A 20,813-nucleotide genomic window follows, 5' to 3' on the forward strand; every position below is an offset into this window, starting at 1 on the left:
TTTGAAGAGGCGAAAACGTGTCGTTCAAAACAGACAAAAAAAGCCAAAAAAACTCCTAATCACCTTAATTTGAACTTTTTGATAAATAGTAGGATGCATTTTTGACGCGATCTCTATACGATAGCGAAATGTTGAAACCGATTTACAACTGCGCTCCACCGTTTTTTGAATTTTCAAATAACTATAAAATTCAAATGATTATTGATCCAGTTCAAATCGGGGACCAATTAAAACAAAAACGCCGGCCCCGAAAGGCCGGCGTTTGAATGCGCGGGAGACTATTAGTCGGGGACGCCTAGTCGGGGACGCCTAAGTCGGGGACGCCTAGTCGCGGGTTGGATAAACCTTATCCGGCGCGGTATAATAGTCGGCCATTTGCGCCGTATCCTTGTTTACGCTGATGGTCGGCGTTTTGTAGTTGCGCGGTGAGAGCAGCGGGTTGATCTCCACGCCTTCGGGCTTGTACTCGCGCGTCACCACGAGCGTGGCGGGCCGTGGCGCATACTTGGGCGTTGTGCTCACGTAGCCTTGCTGGTATTTACCGAAACGCTCCACGGTGCGGATGTTCGCCACGCGGACCGTCTTCTGGTCCTTACCGGCGGCTTTGGCCTGCGCAGCCTTGTTCGGATGTTTGTAGTTATAAACCGAAATCCCGGGGTCTACGATCGACTGCGCATTGGCAGTTATGGTGAACAACCCGATGATTAATATAGCGATCAAAAATGTGGCTTTTTTCATGTTATTACTCTTTAATTTTCACTGATTTAGCCCCTGTGTCAGGAGGGGTTAGATGAAAATTAACAACAGAAAATACCAATTTCAAATGCTCTAATAAGTAGCAAAATGGGTCATTCGGATGAAATCAGGTTCGATTTTCAGGATGATCGGGGGCTAAAAACCGGAGTTGAGTAAAATCAGGTTTCAGGTAAAACGCATTTTCTTCGAAAAAATGAAAACTGTCCGGAAACCTCCTGAAATGCGAGCCGGTAAAAATTCCGGAAAAAATTTACATTTTAATCAGTTTCTAATCATTCTCTAACTTCTCCGCGATTGCCCGGGCTATTTGAGCAGTGCGTGGGCGGATGTCTGAATGCCTTTGCAAATCCGTTCGATCGGTAAATCGTTGCTATCCTCGCCGAAAGGGTCCTCGATTTCCTCCGCGATGACCTCCAGACTTGCCAGAATATAGAACACGAACATCACGAACGGAATGACGAGGAAATGCAGGCTGAACACATAACCGATCGGCAGCGTAAGGCAGTAAATGAAGATGAATTTCTTAATGAAGGAGCTGTAAGAGAGTGGGATAGGGGTATTTTTGATCCGCTCGCAGGCACCGCAGATGTTGGTAAAACCTTCCAGCTCGTGGTTCAACAGCAAGGTGTGCTCGGGCAGTAATATGCCTTTGCGTTGCAGTTCGATCACTTTGGCGAATAGTGCCGCGGCAATCTGGTTAGGAATGTGGTCGGTAGTGATCAGCGACGATTTCCCGAATAATGCGCTGTCCTCAAAATCCTCGGAGATATAGCGGTTGCGCAAATGGTTTTTCAGGGAGAAGGCGTAATTCGGAATCATTTTCATGAAAAACTGCCGCTCGGCCGCATACTCAGGACCGATCAGCCCGGCGATTTTCAGTGCAAGGTTGCGGCTGCCGTTCATGAGCGAGCCCCATTGCTTGCGGCCTTCCCACCAGCGGTCGTAGGCAGTATTGGTGCGGAAAACGAGCAGCATCGAAATCACGAAGCCGAGCAGCGAGTGCATCAGCGAGATGTTTTTGAGGTCGTTGTTCTCGTTGATTCTGAAATGTACTATAATAAGGTAGGCGATCACGCTGGAATAGGCCGCCATGGTGAGGATCATGGGCGCGAGCTTGCGCACGGTGTCGGCCTTCTGGAAATAGAATATGTAGCGGAACCACTCCTTCGGATTATAATCGATCATACGAGTTTGACGTGGTCGATGAGCTTGAAAAATTCTTTAAAGCATTTGGCGGTAAGACGGGCGTCTTCCAAGGCATTGTGGGTCTCTTCTTCCCGCTCGAAGCCGAAATAGCTCGCCACGGAACCCAGGCTCAGGGACCGGGGCACCTGTTTGCCATTCTTTTCGAGAATCTGGAAAAACAGGTAGGAGACGGTATGGAGGTCGAGCTGCTTATTGGAGAAGCCCCATTTCATTTTCTCGTTGCGGTAGGCGAAGCGCAGGAAGTTGATGTCGTTGATCACGCTCTGGCCGCAAATGATCACGTTGGCCAGGCTTGGCTTGCCCGCATTGAGTTTTTTGATCCATTTTTCAAATTCCGGGAGCACGTCGTAGATCATCGGCGCGTCTTCGAGGTCGGCCAATGACAGGCCGTGCACTTCCTCGGATTTGACGGAAAACGCTTCCTCGTTCTCCGGATACACATTTTGCAGGTAGGTGCCGAGCGGGCGCCAATTGTCGTCAAAAAACTCCGCACCGATCTGGATGATCTCGTTCCAGCCCGGTTCGGGCCCGGTCATTTCGATATCTAAAACAAGGAAGGACATAAGGGCGCTGGTAGGGCTGTTGGAAAAATGGTCATGATTTGGAAACTCAAACTTATAGTTTTGTGTACAAAATTATGCAATCATTGCATGCAAGAAGATTCAATCAACACTCATTTATAGCAAATGCCCATCGATTTTAAAGAAATTCCGTCCCCGTGTTTCATTCTGGAAGAGGAATTGCTCCGCAAAAACCTCGAACTGATCGACTCGGTACAAAAGGCGGCGGGATGCAGGATTATCCTCGCGCTCAAAGGTTTTTCCATGTACAGCGCCTTCCCGATCGTGAAGGAATACCTCTCCGGCGCCACCGCCAGCTCGCTGAACGAGGTAAAGCTCATCAACGATTTCATGGGATACCAGTCGCATACCTATATGCCTGCCTACCTCGACAGTGAATTCGAGGAAATCATGCAGCGCAGCAGCCATATTACATTCAACTCCCTGAGCCAGTGGGAACGGTTCCAGAGCAGGGTAGAGGCCTATCAGTCAGCCAACCCCGACAAGACGCTTTCCTGCGGTATCCGCGTCAATCCGCAGTATTCGGAAGTGGCCACGGACATGTACAACCCGTGCGTGCCGGGCTCGCGCCTGGGCGTCACGCGCGACAAGCTGCCCGATGAGCTTCCCGCAGGGATCGACGGCATTCACTTCCATACGCTGTGCGAAAATGGCAGCGACACTTTGGAGCGGACGCTCGAAGCATTGGAGGCAAGGTTTGGTGATTTGCTGTACCAGGCAAAGTGGCTCAATATGGGCGGCGGTCACCTGATGACAAGGGATGGATACGACATTAGTAAGCTAATAAAATTAGTTAGTACCATCAAGGAAAAGTACAACCTGGAAGTAATCCTCGAACCCGGTTCGGCTATCGCCTGGCGCACCGGCATATTGTACACGACGGTACTCGACGTGCTCGACAGCCAGGGTATCGATGTGGCGATTCTGGACACCTCCTTCGCGGCCCATATGCCCGATACACTGGAGATGCCTTACAAGCCCGTTATCCGCGGCGCCTACCAGGAACCGGAGCCTGGTAAGCCGACCTACCGCATGGGTGGAATGACCTGCCTCGCAGGCGACTACATGGGCGACTACTCGTTCGATAAGCCGCTGGAAATTGGCGATAAAATCATATTTGAGGATATGATCCACTATACCATGGTGAAGACGACTACGTTTAACGGTGTTAATTTACCTTCCATCGGGATATGGAAAGCCAGTGGAGATTTTCAGCTTGTACGCTCCTACGGCTACGAGAGCTTCAAGGATAGGTTATCGTAGTAAGAGTAAATGAATTCGCGTGTATCGGTTACTTGTGCTTTGAAAGAGTTCCTGGAAAAGTACAAGTGATTTTAGGAGTCAGTGAGTTTATGAGTCGACAGTTTTCCGGGCAATAACGTCTACTCATAAACTCATGAACTCATAGACTTTCTACCTCGGCAGCATCGGGAACAGCCTCCTCACTTCCTCGGCGGAGGGCTGCTTGCCATATTCGGTGATCTCGAAAACTTCTACATATTTCACCTGCCCGGCCTTCTCTGTGCCGTACCATTTATCCAGGGATGCCTTGATTTCCGGGGTTACCGACGAGCGTCTTTCCATGGAAGTAAAGAGCCACTTTTTACGTTCGTTCACGTCTTTGGGAACATTAGCAAGATCGCCGTTTGTCCAGGGAAGCCACTCATAAAATTGGGAAACGTGCGCATCCAGGCCGTCCACTTTTTTAGCAAGATTTTCCGTGATATCGATCGCGATATCGGGGCGGAAGGGGTTCGGTCTTTGAAAACGGTCACGGAAATAGAGGAACACGGGGTTTTTTGTCAATGGCGGGACGCTGCTGAGAATATTGGGCACGATCACCAGATAGGCAGCATCCTGCACGACCACGCCCGTATTGCGATGATCGGGGTGGTAATCGTTCGTACGCGGCGCAATGACGACGTCGGCATTCCACTCGCGGATTTTGCGGATCACGGCCAGGCGGTTTTCGAGGGTAGGGAAAAGCTCGCCGTCATGGTTGTCGAGAATGTCGTATTGGATGCCCCAGCGGCGCGCGGCTTCCTGTGCTTCCTTGTAGCGGCGATTAGCCAGCTCCCCGCCGCCGATATCCTGATGGCCCTTGTCGCCATTGGTCAGCGACACGAACTTCACCTTATGCCCCATCGAGGAGTACATGGAGGCAATGCCGCCAGCGCCGAGGTCGCAGTCGTCGGGGTGGGCGCCGAAGACGATAATGTTGAGCGGCTGCTTCGGATCGGCGGTTTGCTGGGCCCAGGCGGTAGCGCCGCAAACGAGCAATGCGGGCAGTAAAAGTAGCTTTCTGATCATTTCTATTAAGGTTTTATAGGTTTGGAACAAGTGCAAAATAGAAATTTATATTTTGAAAAAATTATATTTGATAACCGGGCTTACTCCCAGCCTCTTACTGTCTTCCAGTCAAATATTTAAACAGGCCCCGCTTAGATTCTTCTAATAATCCTGTATCTTTGTATCCCGTAATCATAGAAAAACAGCAAAGTCTTATGGCTTCCAAAGCACGAAAGACCGCTAAGTACATTTTCGTTACGGGCGGTGTTACATCTTCACTTGGCAAGGGAATAATTGCCTCATCACTAGCTAAACTACTACAAGCCAGAGGTCTCTCAGTCACTATTCAAAAATTCGATCCGTATCTGAACATCGATCCGGGTACGATGAACCCCTACGAGCATGGCGAATGCTACGTAACGGACGACGGGGCTGAAACCGACCTGGATCTGGGCCATTACGAGCGTTTTCTCAACGTTCGCACCTCGCAGGCCAACAACGTCACTACGGGGCGTATCTACCACAACGTTATCACCGCCGAGCGTCGCGGCGACTTCCTTGGAAAAACCGTACAGGTGGTTCCGCACATCACCGACGAGCTAAAAAGAAACATGCTGTTGCTGGGCCAATCCGGCGATTACGATATTGTGATTACGGAAATCGGGGGCTGCGTAGGGGATATCGAGTCACTGCCGTTCCTGGAAGCGGTTCGTCAGGTGAAATTCGAAATGGAGGAGCAGGACACGCTGGTCATCCACCTTACATTGATCCCTTACCTGAACTCCGCAGGCGAGCTGAAAACCAAACCGACCCAGCACTCGGTAAGAATGTTGCAGGAATCGGGTATCCAGCCGGACATTCTCGTGTGCCGCACGGAGCACCCGTTGCCTTATGATATCCGCAAGAAAATCGCGCTGTTCTGTAACGTACAGGTCAACTCGGTGATCGAAGCGATGGATGCGGACACGATTTACGCCGTGCCTTTGCTGATGCTCAAAGAGCGCCTCGACCAGCGTGCATTGTATATGCTCGACATTTATAACGACAAGGACGTAGACCTCGATTCGTGGAAGACATTCCTTTCGAGACTGAAAAACCCCGTGGATTCGGTGCGTATCGGTCTGGTAGGTAAATATGTGGAGCTGCATGACGCCTACAAATCGATCGTGGAATCGTTTATCCACGCCGGTGCGGCCAATGAATGCAAGGTGAATATCGAATGGATACACTCGGAAAGCCTTACTGCCGAGAATGCGGTGGAGAAACTCGAAAACCTCGACGGCGTACTCGTGGCGCCCGGCTTCGGTGAGCGCGGGATCGAAGGAAAGATCGCGGCGATCCAGTATGTGCGTGAGAACAACATTCCATTCTTCGGGATCTGTCTCGGTATGCAAATGGCCGTGATCGAATACGCCCGTAACGTGATCGGGTGGGAGAATGCGCATTCCGTGGAAATGGATGCCTCTACCGATCATCCGGTAATCCATTTAATGAAAGACCAGAAGGACATTTCCAATAAAGGAGGTACCATGCGTTTGGGTGCTTACCAGTGCCGCATTAAAAAGGATACCCTTGCGCACAGGATCTACGGCAAAACCAATATCAGCGAACGTCACCGTCACCGCTACGAGTTCAACAACAAGTTCCTCAAAGAATTCGATGAAAAAGGGCTGATCGCAACCGGTATCAACCCGGACAACAACCTGGTGGAGATGGTCGAGCTGCCGACGCACCCGTTCTACATTGGTGTGCAGTTCCACCCCGAGCTGAAAAGCACGGTAATGAACCCGCACCCGATCTTCGTCAATTTCGTAGCGGCTGCATTGAGTTATTCGTTGCAAAAAAGGTCGGTAGAAACCCTGAACCCGGTTTCCCACTGATCACAATTTAAAGGTGACAAGAAAAATTTCTTGTTACCTTTGCCGACCCCTTGCGGTATACTATTTCCAACAATTTAAAGTAAATAATGGATAAAAATTTTGTAATCGGCCTGGTGTTGATCATGCTGATGCTCATAGGCTACCAGATACTGGTCCCGAAACCTGTGGAACCAACACCGGTAGCAGAAGTAAAGAAGGCGGCCCCCAAAGCTGCTTCGGTTGCTTCCACCGCCACCCCGGATTCCTCACAATCAGTTGATTCAGCTTCCATCATTCCGCAAAAAGACCTGGTGATCGAAACCCAGGACGCCCGCGTTGTATTCACCAACAAGGGCGGTGTGATGAAAGAGGTAATGTTGAAAAAATACAAAACCTACGATCAGAAACCCCTTTACCTGATCGCCGATAAGCACAACAACTTCCAGATCGACCTGCCTACGGCGACCGGCGATGTCCGGCTGACCGACCAGTTTTTCACCACCGACGCGCAGGACCGCACATTGGCGGAGAAGGACTCAGCGGTGGTTACTTACCGTACTACCTTGAAAAACAGCCTGGTAGTTGAACAAACCTACGTCGTGCGCGGCACGGGTTACGTCATCGATTACGGGATCAAGGCGAGCGGCGCGTTGCCGGCGAACAAATCGCTGGAATTCCATTGGGACAACGACCTGCTGCAACTGGAAAACGATATGAAGAAAAACCGTGAGGTGGTTACCGTTAACTACTACACGGACGAGCTGAAAAGTCTTCCTACCAGCCCTACTTCCAACGAGGAAGAGAAGACCGCCGACCCGGTGAAATGGTTTACCATCAAGCACAAATACTTCCTGGCAGGACTGATCGCCGAAAAACAGGCGTTCAATAACGTCGTGCTCCGCGCGAACGTCAATCCGGAGGATTCGGTGATCGTGAAAAACATGAACGTTTTCGCAGGCATCCCTACCGCGGCAGTCCAGAAAGGGGAGGCTAACTTCCAATATTACCTCGGCCCGAACGAATACCATATTGTAGATAAGGTAAAAGCCGAGAACTTCGACCAGAACGTGTACCTCGGGTACGCATTCCTGAAACCGATCAACAAATTCGTCCTCGTTCCGTTGTTCAACCTCATCGAAGGGTTCGTGAGCAACTACGGCTTGCTGATCATCCTCTTGGTATTGTTTGTGAAAACATTGCTGACGCCGCTGACTTACCGTTCATACATCAGCATGGCGAAAATGCGCTTGCTGGCACCCGAATTGGAGCAGATCCGCGAGCAGAACAAAGACGATATCGCGAAGCAGCAGCAGGAGCAAATGAAGCTCTACCAGCAGGTCGGCGTGAGTCCGCTGAGCGGATGTGTACCCGTACTCGCTACGATGCCGATCCTGTTCTCGCTCTTTTTCCTCTTTCCGAACCTGATCGAGCTGCGCCAGCAATCGTTCCTGTGGGCAAGCGACCTTTCGACTTACGATTCGTTCTTCAAGCTGCCGTTCAATGTGCCGTTCGGTATCGGTAACCACATCAGCTTGTTCACGATCATGATGACGGCTTCCAGCATTGGTTATGCCTACTATAACAACCAGAATACCCCTACACAGCCCGGACCGGTGAATATGAAGGCGCTGGGTTACGTGATGCCGTTGATGTTCATGTTCATCCTGAACTCGTTCCCCGCCGGTCTGACGTTCTATTATTTTGTTTCAAACATCGTGACCATCGCGCAGCAGCTGCTGATCAAGCGTTTCGTTAACGAGGATAAAATCAAAAATATCCTGGAAGAAAACCGCAAGAAAAACGCGACAGGCGAGAAGAAACAAAACAAATTCCAGAAGTATCTTGAAAAGTCGCTGCAAGCTGCGGAAGAGGCGAAAAAGAAACAGGCTGAATTAGAGAAAAAGACCAAAAAGAAATAAAAGGTTTTTTAGATCGTAATTAATAAAGGGCAATGTTCCGGTTGGGATATTGCCCGTTTTTTTCCATTTTGGGCTGATTTTTGCAGCCCACTACCCAGCACAATCTTGACCCCGGAATCCTGATGAGACTTATCTTTTTTTTGATTTTGACAGTCCAGATCGGTTTGTACCGAGCTTCGTACGCGCAGGGCAATGCGCAGGCGGAAAGCCGGTACCGGTCGGCCCTGGCAGATTATAAAACAGGTAAATACGCCGCAGCGATGGACAAGTTCTATCCCATGACGAGCGTGAATGCAAAAACGGCCTATTCGCCTTATGCGCATTACTACTATGCATTGAGCGCTTTCCAGCTGAAACGCTATAAGGATGCCCGTCCAATGCTGGTCCAGCTCCAGAGCCGCTACCCCGGCTGGAACAGGATCAACGATGTGTATTACCTGCTCGGATCGATCAGCTTCGCCAACGGGCAGATCGGCGATGGTCTCGACCAGCTGGCGAAGATCAAGGACTCGTCGTTCAACAAGGATATTCAGGCATTGAAGCAGCACCACCTCGGCGCGATCAGCGATTTCCTGAAATTGAAAGACCTCCAAAAACAATATCCTTCCGACCGAGACATTGCATTGATGGTGTACCAGTCGATCCAGTCAGCCCGCACGCCGGCGCAGGGCGACCTGGCCTATGCCGAGCAGCTCGACAAGCAGTTCAAGTTTAAAAAGAGCGAAAAAGTAGAAGAGGCGCCAAAACGCAGCGCACCTAAATCTGATACGCAATGGACGAAGGGTTACCTGGACGTGGCCGTGCTGCTGCCATTCCGCCTCGATGAATTTGCCAATTCCAAACGCCGTTCAAACCAGTTTGCCTACGACTACTACCTCGGTCTGATGATCGCAAAGGAGCAATTGCAAACGGAGGGTATCAGCGTGAACCTGTGGGCTTACGATGTGAGCAACGACCCGCGGGGCATGCAGGCCATCGCCGGTAACAAGAACTTCCAGCTGTCGGACATGGTGATCGGGCCGTTGTATGCGGGCACTTTCGATGTAGCGGCGGATTTTGTTTCGGGCAGCAATGCTATTATGCTCAATCCGCTGTCGACCGATGCAAACCTGCTGAAATCGGGCTCCAACATTTACCTCGGGCATCCTTCCATTGCCTATCAAACCCAGAAAGCGGCACAATGGATGCGGACGCTTTCGCCGGGGCTTAACACGGTCATTTATTACGGAAATACGGCCAAGGACTCGGCCATGGCCGCTTCTTACGCCACCGAATGGAAGGCAAAAGGAGGGAAGGTAATGGCCATGTCCAAAATCCAGCCGGACCGGGAGTGGATGGAAAGCAATGTGCCTTCGTTTGAAACCAACAAGCCGGCCCATATCGCGCTCTTTTCGTCGGACGGCGAATCGGGCGGGCATCTGATCGATCTGTTGAACAGCCGCAAGCTGAATGCATTGCCGGTAGTGGCTACCTCGACGAGCTTCAACAGCCAGCAATCCCGCCTCTCGCGTTACGGAGCACGCCTGTCGCTCATCGATGCCGATTATATCGATCGGGAGAAGGAGACGATCCGACAGTTTCAGAAGAACTATTACAACAAAACCAGCACATTCCCTTCGGTGTACTCCTACCAGGGCTACGACCAGCTCCTTTTCTTCGGGCGGATGCTTTCCAAGTACAAGGATAAGTTACCGTCCGGTCTGCAATCGCGGAAATACGGGAGCGAAGAGTATTTGCTCTCGGGCTTCGATTATACCAAGGCGAATGAAAACCAGATTACCCCTGTCCTCAAATTCAGCGGCTCCAAATGGGCGCCGGTGGACAGATGATACCAACCGATTAACCTTATGAATATCTCAACCAGTCAGCAACTTTTCGAAAAAGCGCAACAGTATATTCCCGGTGGGGTCAACTCGCCCGTACGTGCATTCCGCGCGGTAGGCGGCTCCCCGCTGTTTATCAAATCGGCCAAAGGGCCATACATTTACGACGAGGACGGCAACGAATACATCGAGCTGATCAACTCCTGGGGTCCGATGATCCTCGGTCACGGGCACGAGCTGATCCAGAAAGCCGTTTCGGACGCCATTCAGCATTCATTTTCTTTCGGCGCGCCCACGCGGAGGGAGGTTGAAATCGCGGAGCTGATCGTATCGATGGTGCCATCCATTGAAAAGGTACGGATGGTCAATTCCGGCACCGAGGCCACGATGTCGGCCATACGCGTCGCACGCGGGTACACGGGGCGCGACAAGATCATCAAATTCGAAGGCTGCTACCACGGCCACGGCGACAGCTTCCTGATCGCAGCCGGCAGCGGGGCCGTGACATTCGGCACCCCCGACAGCCCCGGCGTGACGAAAGGCGTCGCGAACGACACCTTAACCGCCCCTTACAACGATCTCGAAGCCGTGCAACAGCTCGTGGACGCGAACAAGGGCCAGATCGCCGCATTGATCCTCGAACCGGTGGTAGGCAATATGGGCTGCGTGCTCCCGAAAGAGGGCTTTCTGGAAGGATTGCGCCGCATTTGCGACGAAGAAGGCATTGTTCTGATCCTGGACGAGGTCATGACCGGTTTCCGTTTGTCAAAAGGCGGGGCGCAGGAAAGGTTCGGAATTACGCCGGATTTAACGACGTTAGGAAAAATAATAGGTGGCGGAATGCCGGTAGGTGCTTATGGCGGCAAGGCGGAGATCATGAATTACGTTTCGCCGGCAGGCCCTGTGTACCAGGCGGGAACGCTTTCGGGCAATCCTATCGCGATGGCCGCTGGCTACACCATGCTGACCTATTTGAACGAACATCCGGAAGTTTACACGCAACTGGAAAATTCGGGGAGCAAACTGGCGTCTGCTTTCAGAACTTCCTTGGAGAAGCTGGGTTTGAAATACACATTGAACCAGATCGGTTCCATGTATACGCTGTTCTTCACGCCGAATGCCGTGACGGATTTCCCGTCTGCGAAGTCGTCGGATTTGCCATTATTTGGCAAATACTTCCACGCGATGCTGAACCGCGGCATTTACATGGGGCCAAGTCAGTTTGAAGCGATGTTTCTCTCCACGGCGTTGACCGACGCGCATTTGGACAGGATTATCGCGGCGAATGAGGAGGCTCTTTTGGAGGTGACTCGTTAACTTGTTTTGTTAATTTGTGTTGCAAAATGTCACCCATTTCAAAATTGAGCTCACGCCGCTACTCGATCATCATCCCCGTTTACAACCGTCCCGACGAGTTGGAAGAGCTGCTGGCGTGTCTCGCCCAGCAGACTTACCAAAACTTTGAAGTAGTAATCGTAGAGGACGGCTCGAAAATCAAAGCCGACGATGTGGTGAAGTCTTTCGCCGGCAGGCTCGATATTCATTACCATTACAAGGAAAACGGCGGTCAGGGTTTTGCCCGTAACCACGGTTTTGAGCGCGCTGCGGGCGACTATTTCATCTTACTGGACTCGGACGCATTGATCGAACCGGACTACCTCTCAATCGTCGAAAACCGGTTGAATACCGATTATGTAGATTTGTACGGTGGCCCGGATACGGACCATCCTTCATTTACACCCATTCAGAAAGCCATCAGTTACTCCATGACCTCGGTATTTACGACCGGAGGCATCCGGGGCAAGAAGAACAATATGGGTGGCACGTTCCACCCGAGAAGCTTCAATATGGGGCTCTCGCGTAAGGTGTGGGAGCGCACAGGCGGGTTCCTGACAAGCCGCATGGGAGAGGATATCCTTTTCAGTATTGCGGCCTTGCGGCTCGGTTTCAAATCCGCATTGATCCCCGAAGCATTCATTTACCACAAGCGCCGCACGCAGTTCGGGGCGTTTTTCCGGCAGCTGAAATTTTTCGGCCGCGCACGCATCAACATTGCCCGCTACTATCCCGACGAGCTAAAACTCGTGCATACATTTCCGTTACTTTTTACACTCGGCGTTTGCAGCATTCCGGTGTGGTATTTCATTTTCGAACCGTTCTTTTACCTCGGGCTGTGGTTCCTCGGCATTTACGTCGCATTACTTTTCATTGACGCATTAAAAAAGACCAAAAGCGCAGAGGTGGCATTCCTGAGTATAGGGGCCGCATTTGTGCAGCTTTTCGGCTACGGGATCGGCTTCGTGCAGGAGGGGTGGAAGCGGCTTTGGGAGAACAAAGCGCATCGCGAAACCGGCGCGGCGATTGAATATCCTTCGTGAGGTGGTTGGAATCGGTCGGGAAATAGGCAGGAAGTAGTCAGGAAGTAGTCAGGAGTGGTCAGATGTCGTCAGGAAGTAATCAGGAAGTAGTCAGATGTCGTCAGGAAGTAGTCAGGAAGTAGTCAGGAGGTAGTCAGATGTCGTCAGGTATTGTGATTGGCCGATTTACTTGAAGGTTGGGCGTAGTCCCAGACTACGCCCAACTCGAGTTACACTTGACAACTTCCTGACTACTTCTGACAAAAATAAACAATCTCCTCCCCAGGCAGCGAGTACCTCGTTACTTCCGCCGGGCTGAGTTCGTCCATGACAAAACGGTCCTCGGTTACCCTGAAACCGCCTTTTTCGAGCTCGCGGCCGTAGTTGCGTCCGAAGAGGCGCAGGTGGTCGTTTTGAAGGAAATGGATTTCGCGTTCCTTCGGATCGGTAATGGTCGGGTCTTCGTAGGTTACTTCGTATTTCATGTCCTGCGGGGATTGGATCAATGCCCAGCCGCCGGGTTTGAGGACGCGGTGGAGCTCGCTCATGGCGAGAATATAGTCGTCTACGTGCTCCATCACGTGGTTACAGAAGGCGACGTCGAAGGTATTGTCCTCAAATGGGATCTGGTGGATGTCCATTTTTACCTTCGCCAGGGGAGATTCAATGTCGGCGGTAATATAGTCCAGGTTTTTCATCTGCTCAAAACGGTCGATGAAGCAGTACTCCGGGGCTACGTGCAGGACTTTAAGATTGGCGGTATAGAAATTGGTTTTGCGCTTCATGTACAGCGCCATCAGACGATGGCGTTCGAGCGAAAGGCAGCTGGGGCACAGCGCATTCTCGCGGCTCGACGTGTTGCGGCCGTAAGGTAGGAATTTGCGGTATTGGCTGCTGCACACCGGGCATTCCACTTTGTTGCCGATATAGAAGATGCTGAGTCCCCGCGCTGCCCAGTGTCCGACAAGCTGGAGGTAAGGACGCGGAATGTAGCGCAGAACTAAACTAATGATGGATTTCATTAAACCAATTAACTAAAAATTAATAATTTTAGGATCACAACACTGGATAACCTCAATAAATGATCCCTTCGATTGACCCGAAACCACCTGGAAAGCGACTGATCAAAAAAATGTCGACACGCACCAAATGGATGATATTAGCTCCATTAGGCCTGTTGCTTTTCAGTTTTGGTCTGACCGTGCTCAGCGAAGCCGCCCATCAGCGGCGGATCGGGGAGCCTACGCAGGTATGGGTCGTGCTGGGCCTTTACAGCCTTGCATTGATCAACGGCGGGCTGATCATGTTCGGCGAAGCCCTTCGGTTCCGTATTTTGCTCGATGTCCGTCGCGAAACGCGCCGCAGCATGCGTCAGTTGTTGCGGAAAGTCAATCTGAAAGCTTCCAACTCAAAAACCAAATCGGGTAAAAAAGCAAAAAGCCCTACCAAAACAGATTGACAGGACTAGTTGGATAGCATTCCGAAGAGGCTCGATTATTTTTTATTTGCTTCAAATTGAGCCTTGATAGCCTCAACGTCAACATTGCGCACTTCTGGTTTGCGTAGAAGGTTTTTGATTTTGGCAGTGCGGTTGTTTGCAACTGCTTTGTTTCTGCGACCTTTACGTTTTAATTCCGTAACTCCCATTGTAAAAGTTTGTTTTGTGAAAGAGCCGCAAAATTAAGCATTTTCGCGTAAATAATGCACGCCATAGTCATAAATATTGCATAACCTGCCCTAACTTTACGGTTTCATAGGCCATTCGGGGCCCATTCACAGCATTATAATAATGAGTAAACCATCTCTTGCCCGCGGAACCCGTGACTTTGGTCCGGAACAAATGGCAAAGCGTACTTTCATTTTCGACACCATTCGTCGCTCTTTCCAACGATACGGCTTCCTGCCCCTTGAAACCCCCGCATTTGAAAACCTGTCGGTACTGATGGGCAAATACGGCGAGGAGGGCGACCAGCTTTTGTTCAAAATATTAAATTCCGGGGATTTCAGCGGAAAGCTCACCGACGCCGACTGGCATGCAGGCTCGAAGCCATTAACCACCAAAATTTCCGAAAAAGGGCTTCGCTACGACCTTACCGTACCGTTCGCGCGGTATGTGGTGATGAACCGCGGCACATTGGCCATGCCGTTCAAGCGGTACCAGATCCAGCCCGTATGGCGTGCCGACCGCCCGCAGAAAGGCCGCTACCGCGAATTTTACCAATGCGACGCCGATGTGGTAGGTACCGACTCCCTGCTTTGCGAAGCGGAGATCGTGATGCTTTTGCATGATATCCTGCCGGCATTGGGCATCCAGGATTTCACGGTGAAGATCAATAACCGCAAAATCCTTACCGGCATTGCCGATATGATCGGCGCACACGGCATGGAAGGACCGCTTTGCGTGGCAATCGATAAATTGGATAAAATCGGGAAGGATAAGGTCGTCGAGGAACTACTCGAACGCGGTTTCGCTTCTGATAGCATCGATAAGCTGGAACCGATTTTCAGCCTTTCGGCGGACGAAGACCCGTTTACCGAACTGAAAAGCTGGCTGGCCGAATCGGAAGTCGCATTAAAGGGGATCCAGGAGCTGGAAGAGGTGTGGGCGATGGTGAAGATACTGGGTCTGGCCAATGCAAAAATCGAATTCGACGTGACGCTCGCACGCGGGCTCTCGTATTACACGGGCGCGATCTTTGAGGTAAAGGCGCATCATGTACAGATCGGCAGCATTTCGGGCGGCGGGCGCTACGATAACCTGACGGGCACCTTCGGCGTGCCGGGGATTTCCGGCGTGGGCATTTCGCTCGGCGTAGACCGTATTTATGATGTAATGGAAGAACTGAACCTCTTCCCGGAAAGCCAGAAGACGAGCACCAAAGTGATGATCTCGAATTTTGACGAAGAGGCATTTACTTATGGTTTGTCCATCCTGCCGAAGTTCCGCAATGCGGGCATTAACTCGGAGATTTACCCGGATTCGGTGAAGCTGAAAAAGCAGCTCGACTATGCCGACCGCAAGACGATCCCATTCGTGATTTTGATTGGTTCGGATGAAATCCAGTCGGGTTTGCTGACTTTGAAAAACATGAAAACCGGCGAACAGCAGAAACTGAAAACGGAAGATATCATAACTTTGCTCACCCGGGACGACCAATAACCCTATTAAATACCGACAAACGGCTGCGCGAGCAACCTATAACTTTATGAATGATAATATTTTAAGAATTGCCATCCAGAAATCGGGCAGGCTTAGTGAAGATTCTCTCAAACTGATCAAAGAATGCGGTATCCGCTTCGACAACGGTGCGGGTAAGCTCAAAACCGACGCGACCAACTTCCCTGCCGAGATCCTTTTTCTCCGCGACGACGATATTCCCGGCTATGTGGAAGACGGCGTGGCACATCTGGGGATCGTAGGCGAAAACGTTTCGGAAGAATCCTGCAAGGATGTGGATACCGTTCACAAGCTGGGCTTTTCGAAATGCCGCCTGTCGATCGGTGTTTTGCGCGAGGCGGTGTACCATGGTGTGCAGGATCTGCAAGGCAAAAGCATTGCGACGACTTATCCGCGTTTGCTGGAACAATATCTTAAATCTCATGATGTTACGGCTGATATCCATGAAATCAGCGGGTCGGTGGAAATCGCGCCGAGCATTGGCCTGGCCGATGCCGTTTGCGATATCGTCAGCTCCGGCAGCACCTTGCTGAGCAACGGTTTGAAAGAAGTGGAAACGATTTTCCGCTCCGAGGCCGTGATGATCGCCAGCAAGCACCTTTCGCCGGTGCAGCAGGATTTGCTGGACCAGCTTTTGTTCCGTATCAAATCGGTGCAGGTGGCGAAGAACAACAAGTATATTTTGCTCAACTGCCCGGTGGACGCGGTAGAGAATATCACCCAGTTCCTGCCCGGCATGCGTTCCCCTACGATCCTGCCGTTGGCGACGGAGGGCTGGTGCTCGCTGCATTCGGTGATCAACGAGAACGAGTTCTGGGAGAACATCGAAAAGATCCGTCAGGCCGGCGCAGAGGGAATCCTGGTGATCCCGATCGAGAAAATGATTGTTTAAAATGCCCCGGAACACCGGGTTTTTGATTCTGACATTATGAATATCATTCCATTTCCGGAAAGGAACCAATGGCCCGCATTGCTGGCCCGCCCCGTTCTGGAAGCCAAGGATATAGAAGCCAGGGTGGTGCCCATTCTGGAACAGGTTAAAAATGAAGGCGATGCCGGTATCAGGGCATTGGCACTGAAATTCGATAAAACGGAACTGACCCAACTCGCATTTGCCGAAGCCGACATCGCCAACGCAGGCGACAAGCTGGACGAAGCATTAAAAGCGGCGATCGGGCAGGCCTATGAGAATATTTACAAATTCCATCAAGGCCAGCTGCAAGCGCCCGAGAAGATCGAAACCATGCCCGGCGTTACCTGCTGGCGCAAAAGCGTGGGGATCGAGAAGGTTGGGATTTACATTCCCGGCGGATCGGCTCCTTTGTTTAGTACTGTATTAATGCTCGGTATCCCGGCGCAGATCGCGGGCTGTAAGGAGATCGTGCTCTGCACCCCTTCCGACCACCCGGCCATTCTGTACGCGGCGAAGCTGGTAGGCGTGACGAAAGCATTCCGCATCGGCGGGGCGCAGGCGATTGCCGCGATGGCCTACGGTACCGAAAGTGTTCCCAAAGTGTATAAAATATTCGGTCCTGGTAATCAATATGTTACCACGGCCAAAATGCTCGTCAGCAAAGAGGGCGTGGCGATCGACATGCCTGCGGGGCCTTCGGAAGTAGCGGTCTTTGCGGACGATACGGCGTTGCCGTGTTTCGTGGCTGCCGACCTGCTTTCCCAGGCCGAGCACGGGGCCGACAGCCAGGTGTTGTTGGTTTCGACCAGTAAAAAGCTGCTTGCCTCGGTGAATATCGCATTGGCGGAGCAGCTGGAAGCATTGCCGCGCAAGGACATTGCTGCGCAGGCGATGGCAAACAGCAAGGCAATCCTCGTCGAAACGGAGGAAGAAGCCGTTGAAATGCTCAACGAATACGCTGCCGAGCACCTTATCCTCAGCGTGGCCAATGCCGAAGCGGTGACGGAGAAAATTTACAATGCGGGATCGATCTTCCTGGGCAACTATACGCCCGAATCCTGCGGGGATTATGCTTCCGGTACCAACCATACCTTGCCGACCAATGGCTATGCGCGGGCTTACAGCGGCGTGTCGGTTGATAGTTTTGTCAAAAAAATCACCGTTCAGCACATCACCGAGCAGGGTATCCGCAACATCGGGCCTGTGGTGGAAGCGATGGCCGAGGCCGAATCGCTCGATGCCCACAAGAAGGCCGTGACGATCCGATTGAAAAGTCTTTTGTGAAAAAATTTTAGGTTCGGGAAATTTGTCCTAAATTAGAGGACAAATTTCAACGGCCTTAAAATACATGAAAGATGACAGCATACATGGTTAATGAACGTCTGGGAGGATATGGAATCCTCAAACATGCTGTGAAAAATGACTTCGACCTGGCATACCTGGCTGAAAACGGCATTCCGAAAGCTTCTATTCAGCATTTGGCTGATTCCATCGGAATGGATATCAAGGATGTGATAGCGCTGCTGCCGGTAACTTCCAGGAATTTGCAGCGGTACAATGATATTGATCTGCTCAGCAATGTAGTTTCTGATCACCTGATCGCCCTTGCGGACCTTTTCTCGGTAGGGAACAGGGCTTTGGGCAAAGAATACTTCCTCGATTGGCTCAACAACGAGGTACCAGCGCTGGGAAATGAGAAACCCATCGGCTTTTTACGGACCCATGCGGGTATAGAGCTGGTGAAGACCGAATTAGGGCGCATGGAACACGGTATTTTCGCTTAATGGAGCTATTCAGGATAACACGATCGGAATATCAGGAGGATTTGAGTGGGATAGGGGCATTTTACAACGGCGGGCGGTGGAACTCCCCCAGAAATGCCATGCTTTACACTTCTTCGCACCGCTCTCTGGCGATGCTCGAAATACTCGTTCACTGGCACAAAACCGTGACACCTCCCAATTACGTGATCGTTTCCCTGGAAATCCCCGACGACGTGGCGACCGTTACCCAGCCCGACCTCGTGCCCGAATGGTACGAAGACCAGCAATGGTCCAAGGAAATCGGCGATGCGTGGCTCAAAACAGGCGACAGCCTTTTGCTGCGGGTGCCCTCCGTGGTAGTGCAGGCCGAGCAGAATTACCTCGTGAACCCCATGCATGCGGGCATGCTTTCCCTCAAAATTACCGATATAGCGCCGCTCAGTTTCGATAGCAGGCTATTCAAAAAGATTTAGAATCCACACACGGCAGCCGCCGTAACCTTTCAGAGTATGAGTAATACCTTCGATTTAACCAAAATCCTTCGCCCGCACATTCTCACGCTGGCGCCGTATTCATCCGCCAGAGACGAATATACCGGCCATGTAGGCGTGTTCCTCGATGCCAACGAAAACCCTTACGGTTCGGTCACCGATGAGCACTATAACCGCTACCCGGACCCGTACCAGGCCGAGATCAAGCAGAAACTGAGCCCGATCAAACAGGTGAGCCCCGACCGTATTTTCCTCGGAAACGGCAGCGACGAGCCGATCGACCTCCTCACGCGTGCTACGTGCACGCCCGGCCACGACCGCGTGATCATTATGCCGCCTACCTACGGCATGTACGAGGTCAGCGCGTCGATCCACGACGTGAATCTTGATAAAGTGTCGCTTACCAATGATTACCACATTGATACACAAGCTGTTTTAAATGCGGTAACGCCGCAGACGAAAATCATCTGGATCTGCTCGCCCAACAACCCGACGGGCAATGTGATGCAGGCAGACGCCATTCAGGCCGTTCTTGAAAATTTCAGCGGACTGGTGGTCGTGGACGAAGCCTATATCGATTTTACCAATGAACCTTCCTGGGTGCAGCATCTGGATAAATATCCCAACCTGGTGGTATTGCAGACGTTCTCCAAAGCCTGGGGCCTGGCGGGGATCCGTGTGGGCATGTGCTTCGCTTCATCCGAACTGATCCGCATCCTCAACAAGATCAAACCGCCTTACAACATCAGTTTGCCCGCCCAGCAGGCGTTGCTCGAAGGTTTGAACGGTATTGAGAAAAAGGACAAAATGGTGGCCGACATCCTCGAACAGCGCGATGCATTGACCGGCATGCTGCAACAGCTGCCGATCGTAGTTAAAATCCACCCGACAGACGCCAACTTCCTGCTCGTGCAGTTCGAAGATGCGAAGGGCGTGATGGACTATCTGATCCGCGAAACGATCATCGTGCGCGACCGCTCGCGCGTACATCTGTGTGAAGGATGCCTGCGGATTACGGTTGGTACAAAAGAAGAAAACGAAGTTTTGATCGAATCATTAAAGAAATTCCAGCCTCAGAGCGTTATTGTGTAGCTGTGTTCAGCGTTCCAGGAACATTTTCCCCGATTTACTTAACTATGAAGAAATTAGCCTTAACATTTATTTTCGCACTTTGCTTCGGAATGGCGCATGCCCAATACGACAACTGGGCGGTCGGTTTCAAACTCGGTGAACCCACCGGTGTCAACATCCGGAAATACTTCAACAACATCCACGCTATCGATGTAACCATCGGTACTTATGGCGGCATCATCAGCAACGACCGCAAGTACCGCGGCAGCGACGGCAGGTACAAAAACACGGGCATTTCGCTCCAAGTACATTATTTGTGGCATACACCGCTGTTCAATTCCGAAGCCGTGCACGTGTATTACGGCTTAGGCGGGCAGCTCAACAACCGTCGTTCGTACCCGGACCGTTTGAATGGTCAGTATGAAAAAGCCCTTACGCTGGGCGGTTCCGTGCTGGGCGGTTTCGAATATTACATTCCCGACAACCGCATTTCGGTGTTCCTCGAAGGCGGTACTTATGTGGAGCTGCTGAGAAGGCCGTTTTACCTGAGCCCGAATATTTCGGCCGGTCTGCGCTTCAATCTCTGACAAATACTTCCACCGAAAGC

The 20,813-nt window shown here is 51.4% G+C and carries 20 protein-coding genes; 14 read left to right on the plus strand and 6 right to left on the minus strand.

What is annotated here, in order from left to right; all coding sequences use genetic code 11:
- Positions 1-324 precede the first annotated feature (324 nt).
- The 3 genes from H144_RS0117355 to H144_RS0117365 all read right to left on the minus strand — a co-directional run bounded on the left by H144_RS0117355 (position 325) and on the right by H144_RS0117365 (position 2,525).
- Positions 325-738: a hypothetical protein gene (locus H144_RS0117355; RefSeq protein WP_019943366.1), complete on the minus strand. Its 414-nt coding sequence runs from the start codon at positions 736-738 to the stop codon at positions 325-327.
- A gap of 321 nt (positions 739-1,059) precedes the next feature.
- Positions 1,060-1,941: a bestrophin family protein gene (locus H144_RS0117360; protein ID WP_019943367.1), complete on the minus strand. Its 882-nt coding sequence runs from the start codon at positions 1,939-1,941 to the stop codon at positions 1,060-1,062.
- Complete coding sequence (locus tag H144_RS0117365; protein WP_019943368.1) at positions 1,938-2,525, minus strand: 3'-5' exonuclease; 588 nt, start codon at positions 2,523-2,525, stop codon at positions 1,938-1,940. The genes H144_RS0117360 and H144_RS0117365 overlap by 4 nt, the downstream gene beginning before the upstream one ends.
- A gap of 123 nt (positions 2,526-2,648) precedes the next feature.
- Between H144_RS0117365 and nspC the strand changes: the two genes are divergently transcribed.
- Positions 2,649-3,806, plus strand: a complete 1,158-nt coding sequence (gene nspC, locus H144_RS0117370; RefSeq protein WP_019943369.1) for a carboxynorspermidine decarboxylase — start codon at positions 2,649-2,651, stop codon at positions 3,804-3,806.
- A gap of 150 nt (positions 3,807-3,956) precedes the next feature.
- Here the strand turns inward: nspC and H144_RS0117375 are convergent, their stop codons facing one another.
- Entirely contained in the window at positions 3,957-4,853 is an 897-nt protein-coding gene (locus H144_RS0117375; RefSeq protein ID WP_019943370.1) for a PIG-L deacetylase family protein, read from the minus strand.
- A 194-nt stretch (positions 4,854-5,047) separates the two neighbouring features.
- On the opposite strand from H144_RS0117375, the gene pyrG reads away from it, so the two are divergent.
- From pyrG to H144_RS0117400, 5 genes are all read left to right on the plus strand, one after another.
- Positions 5,048-6,712, plus strand: coding sequence for a CTP synthase (pyrG, locus tag H144_RS0117380; protein ID WP_026350775.1), 1,665 nt, complete (start codon positions 5,048-5,050; stop codon positions 6,710-6,712).
- A gap of 86 nt (positions 6,713-6,798) precedes the next feature.
- Entirely contained in the window at positions 6,799-8,610 is a 1,812-nt protein-coding gene (gene yidC, locus H144_RS0117385; protein WP_019943372.1) for a membrane protein insertase YidC, read from the plus strand.
- A 122-nt stretch (positions 8,611-8,732) separates the two neighbouring features.
- Positions 8,733-10,439, plus strand: a complete 1,707-nt coding sequence (locus H144_RS0117390; RefSeq protein WP_051100141.1) for an ABC transporter substrate-binding protein — start codon at positions 8,733-8,735, stop codon at positions 10,437-10,439.
- An 18-nt stretch (positions 10,440-10,457) separates the two neighbouring features.
- Positions 10,458-11,750, plus strand: coding sequence for a glutamate-1-semialdehyde 2,1-aminomutase (hemL, locus tag H144_RS0117395; RefSeq protein ID WP_019943374.1), 1,293 nt, complete (start codon positions 10,458-10,460; stop codon positions 11,748-11,750).
- Between the two features lie 26 nt (positions 11,751-11,776).
- Positions 11,777-12,811, plus strand: coding sequence for a glycosyltransferase family 2 protein (locus tag H144_RS0117400; protein ID WP_019943375.1), 1,035 nt, complete (start codon positions 11,777-11,779; stop codon positions 12,809-12,811).
- Positions 12,812-13,041: 230 nt separating this feature from the next.
- Here the strand turns inward: H144_RS0117400 and H144_RS0117405 are convergent, their stop codons facing one another.
- Positions 13,042-13,812 carry a class I SAM-dependent methyltransferase gene (locus H144_RS0117405; RefSeq protein ID WP_019943376.1) on the minus strand — a complete coding sequence of 257 codons (771 nt, stop codon included), beginning with the start codon at positions 13,810-13,812 and terminating at the stop codon, positions 13,042-13,044.
- Between the two features lie 59 nt (positions 13,813-13,871).
- Between H144_RS0117405 and H144_RS0117410 the strand changes: the two genes are divergently transcribed.
- Complete coding sequence (locus tag H144_RS0117410; protein ID WP_019943377.1) at positions 13,872-14,249, plus strand: hypothetical protein; 378 nt, start codon at positions 13,872-13,874, stop codon at positions 14,247-14,249.
- 35 nt (positions 14,250-14,284) lie between these two features.
- Here the strand turns inward: H144_RS0117410 and H144_RS34610 are convergent, their stop codons facing one another.
- On the minus strand, positions 14,285-14,437 hold the full coding sequence (locus H144_RS34610; RefSeq protein WP_015810647.1) for a hypothetical protein: 153 nt from the start codon (positions 14,435-14,437) through the stop codon (positions 14,285-14,287).
- 142 nt (positions 14,438-14,579) lie between these two features.
- Between H144_RS34610 and hisS the strand changes: the two genes are divergently transcribed.
- The 7 genes from hisS to H144_RS0117450 all read left to right on the plus strand — a co-directional run bounded on the left by hisS (position 14,580) and on the right by H144_RS0117450 (position 20,793).
- Positions 14,580-15,950 (plus strand): histidine--tRNA ligase, encoded by a 1,371-nt coding sequence (gene hisS, locus H144_RS0117420; RefSeq protein WP_026350776.1) that lies wholly within the window; start codon positions 14,580-14,582, stop codon positions 15,948-15,950.
- Between the two features lie 46 nt (positions 15,951-15,996).
- On the plus strand, positions 15,997-16,860 hold the full coding sequence (hisG, locus tag H144_RS0117425; RefSeq protein ID WP_019943379.1) for an ATP phosphoribosyltransferase: 864 nt from the start codon (positions 15,997-15,999) through the stop codon (positions 16,858-16,860).
- 36 nt (positions 16,861-16,896) lie between these two features.
- Positions 16,897-18,165, plus strand: coding sequence for a histidinol dehydrogenase (gene hisD, locus H144_RS0117430; protein WP_019943380.1), 1,269 nt, complete (start codon positions 16,897-16,899; stop codon positions 18,163-18,165).
- 71 nt (positions 18,166-18,236) lie between these two features.
- Positions 18,237-18,665: an Xre family toxin-antitoxin system antitoxin gene (locus tag H144_RS0117435; protein WP_019943381.1), complete on the plus strand. Its 429-nt coding sequence runs from the start codon at positions 18,237-18,239 to the stop codon at positions 18,663-18,665.
- Positions 18,665-19,117 carry an RES family NAD+ phosphorylase gene (locus H144_RS0117440; RefSeq protein WP_026350777.1) on the plus strand — a complete coding sequence of 151 codons (453 nt, stop codon included), beginning with the start codon at positions 18,665-18,667 and terminating at the stop codon, positions 19,115-19,117. Before H144_RS0117435 ends, H144_RS0117440 begins: the two co-directional genes overlap by 1 nt.
- A gap of 36 nt (positions 19,118-19,153) precedes the next feature.
- Positions 19,154-20,227 carry a histidinol-phosphate transaminase gene (hisC, locus tag H144_RS0117445; RefSeq protein ID WP_019943383.1) on the plus strand — a complete coding sequence of 358 codons (1,074 nt, stop codon included), beginning with the start codon at positions 19,154-19,156 and terminating at the stop codon, positions 20,225-20,227.
- A gap of 44 nt (positions 20,228-20,271) precedes the next feature.
- Positions 20,272-20,793 carry a hypothetical protein gene (locus H144_RS0117450; RefSeq protein WP_019943384.1) on the plus strand — a complete coding sequence of 174 codons (522 nt, stop codon included), beginning with the start codon at positions 20,272-20,274 and terminating at the stop codon, positions 20,791-20,793.
- The last annotated feature ends 20 nt before the right edge of the window (positions 20,794-20,813 follow it).

This window comes from Dyadobacter beijingensis DSM 21582 (assembly GCF_000382205.1).
GTDB classification, from domain to species: domain Bacteria; phylum Bacteroidota; class Bacteroidia; order Cytophagales; family Spirosomataceae; genus Dyadobacter; species Dyadobacter beijingensis.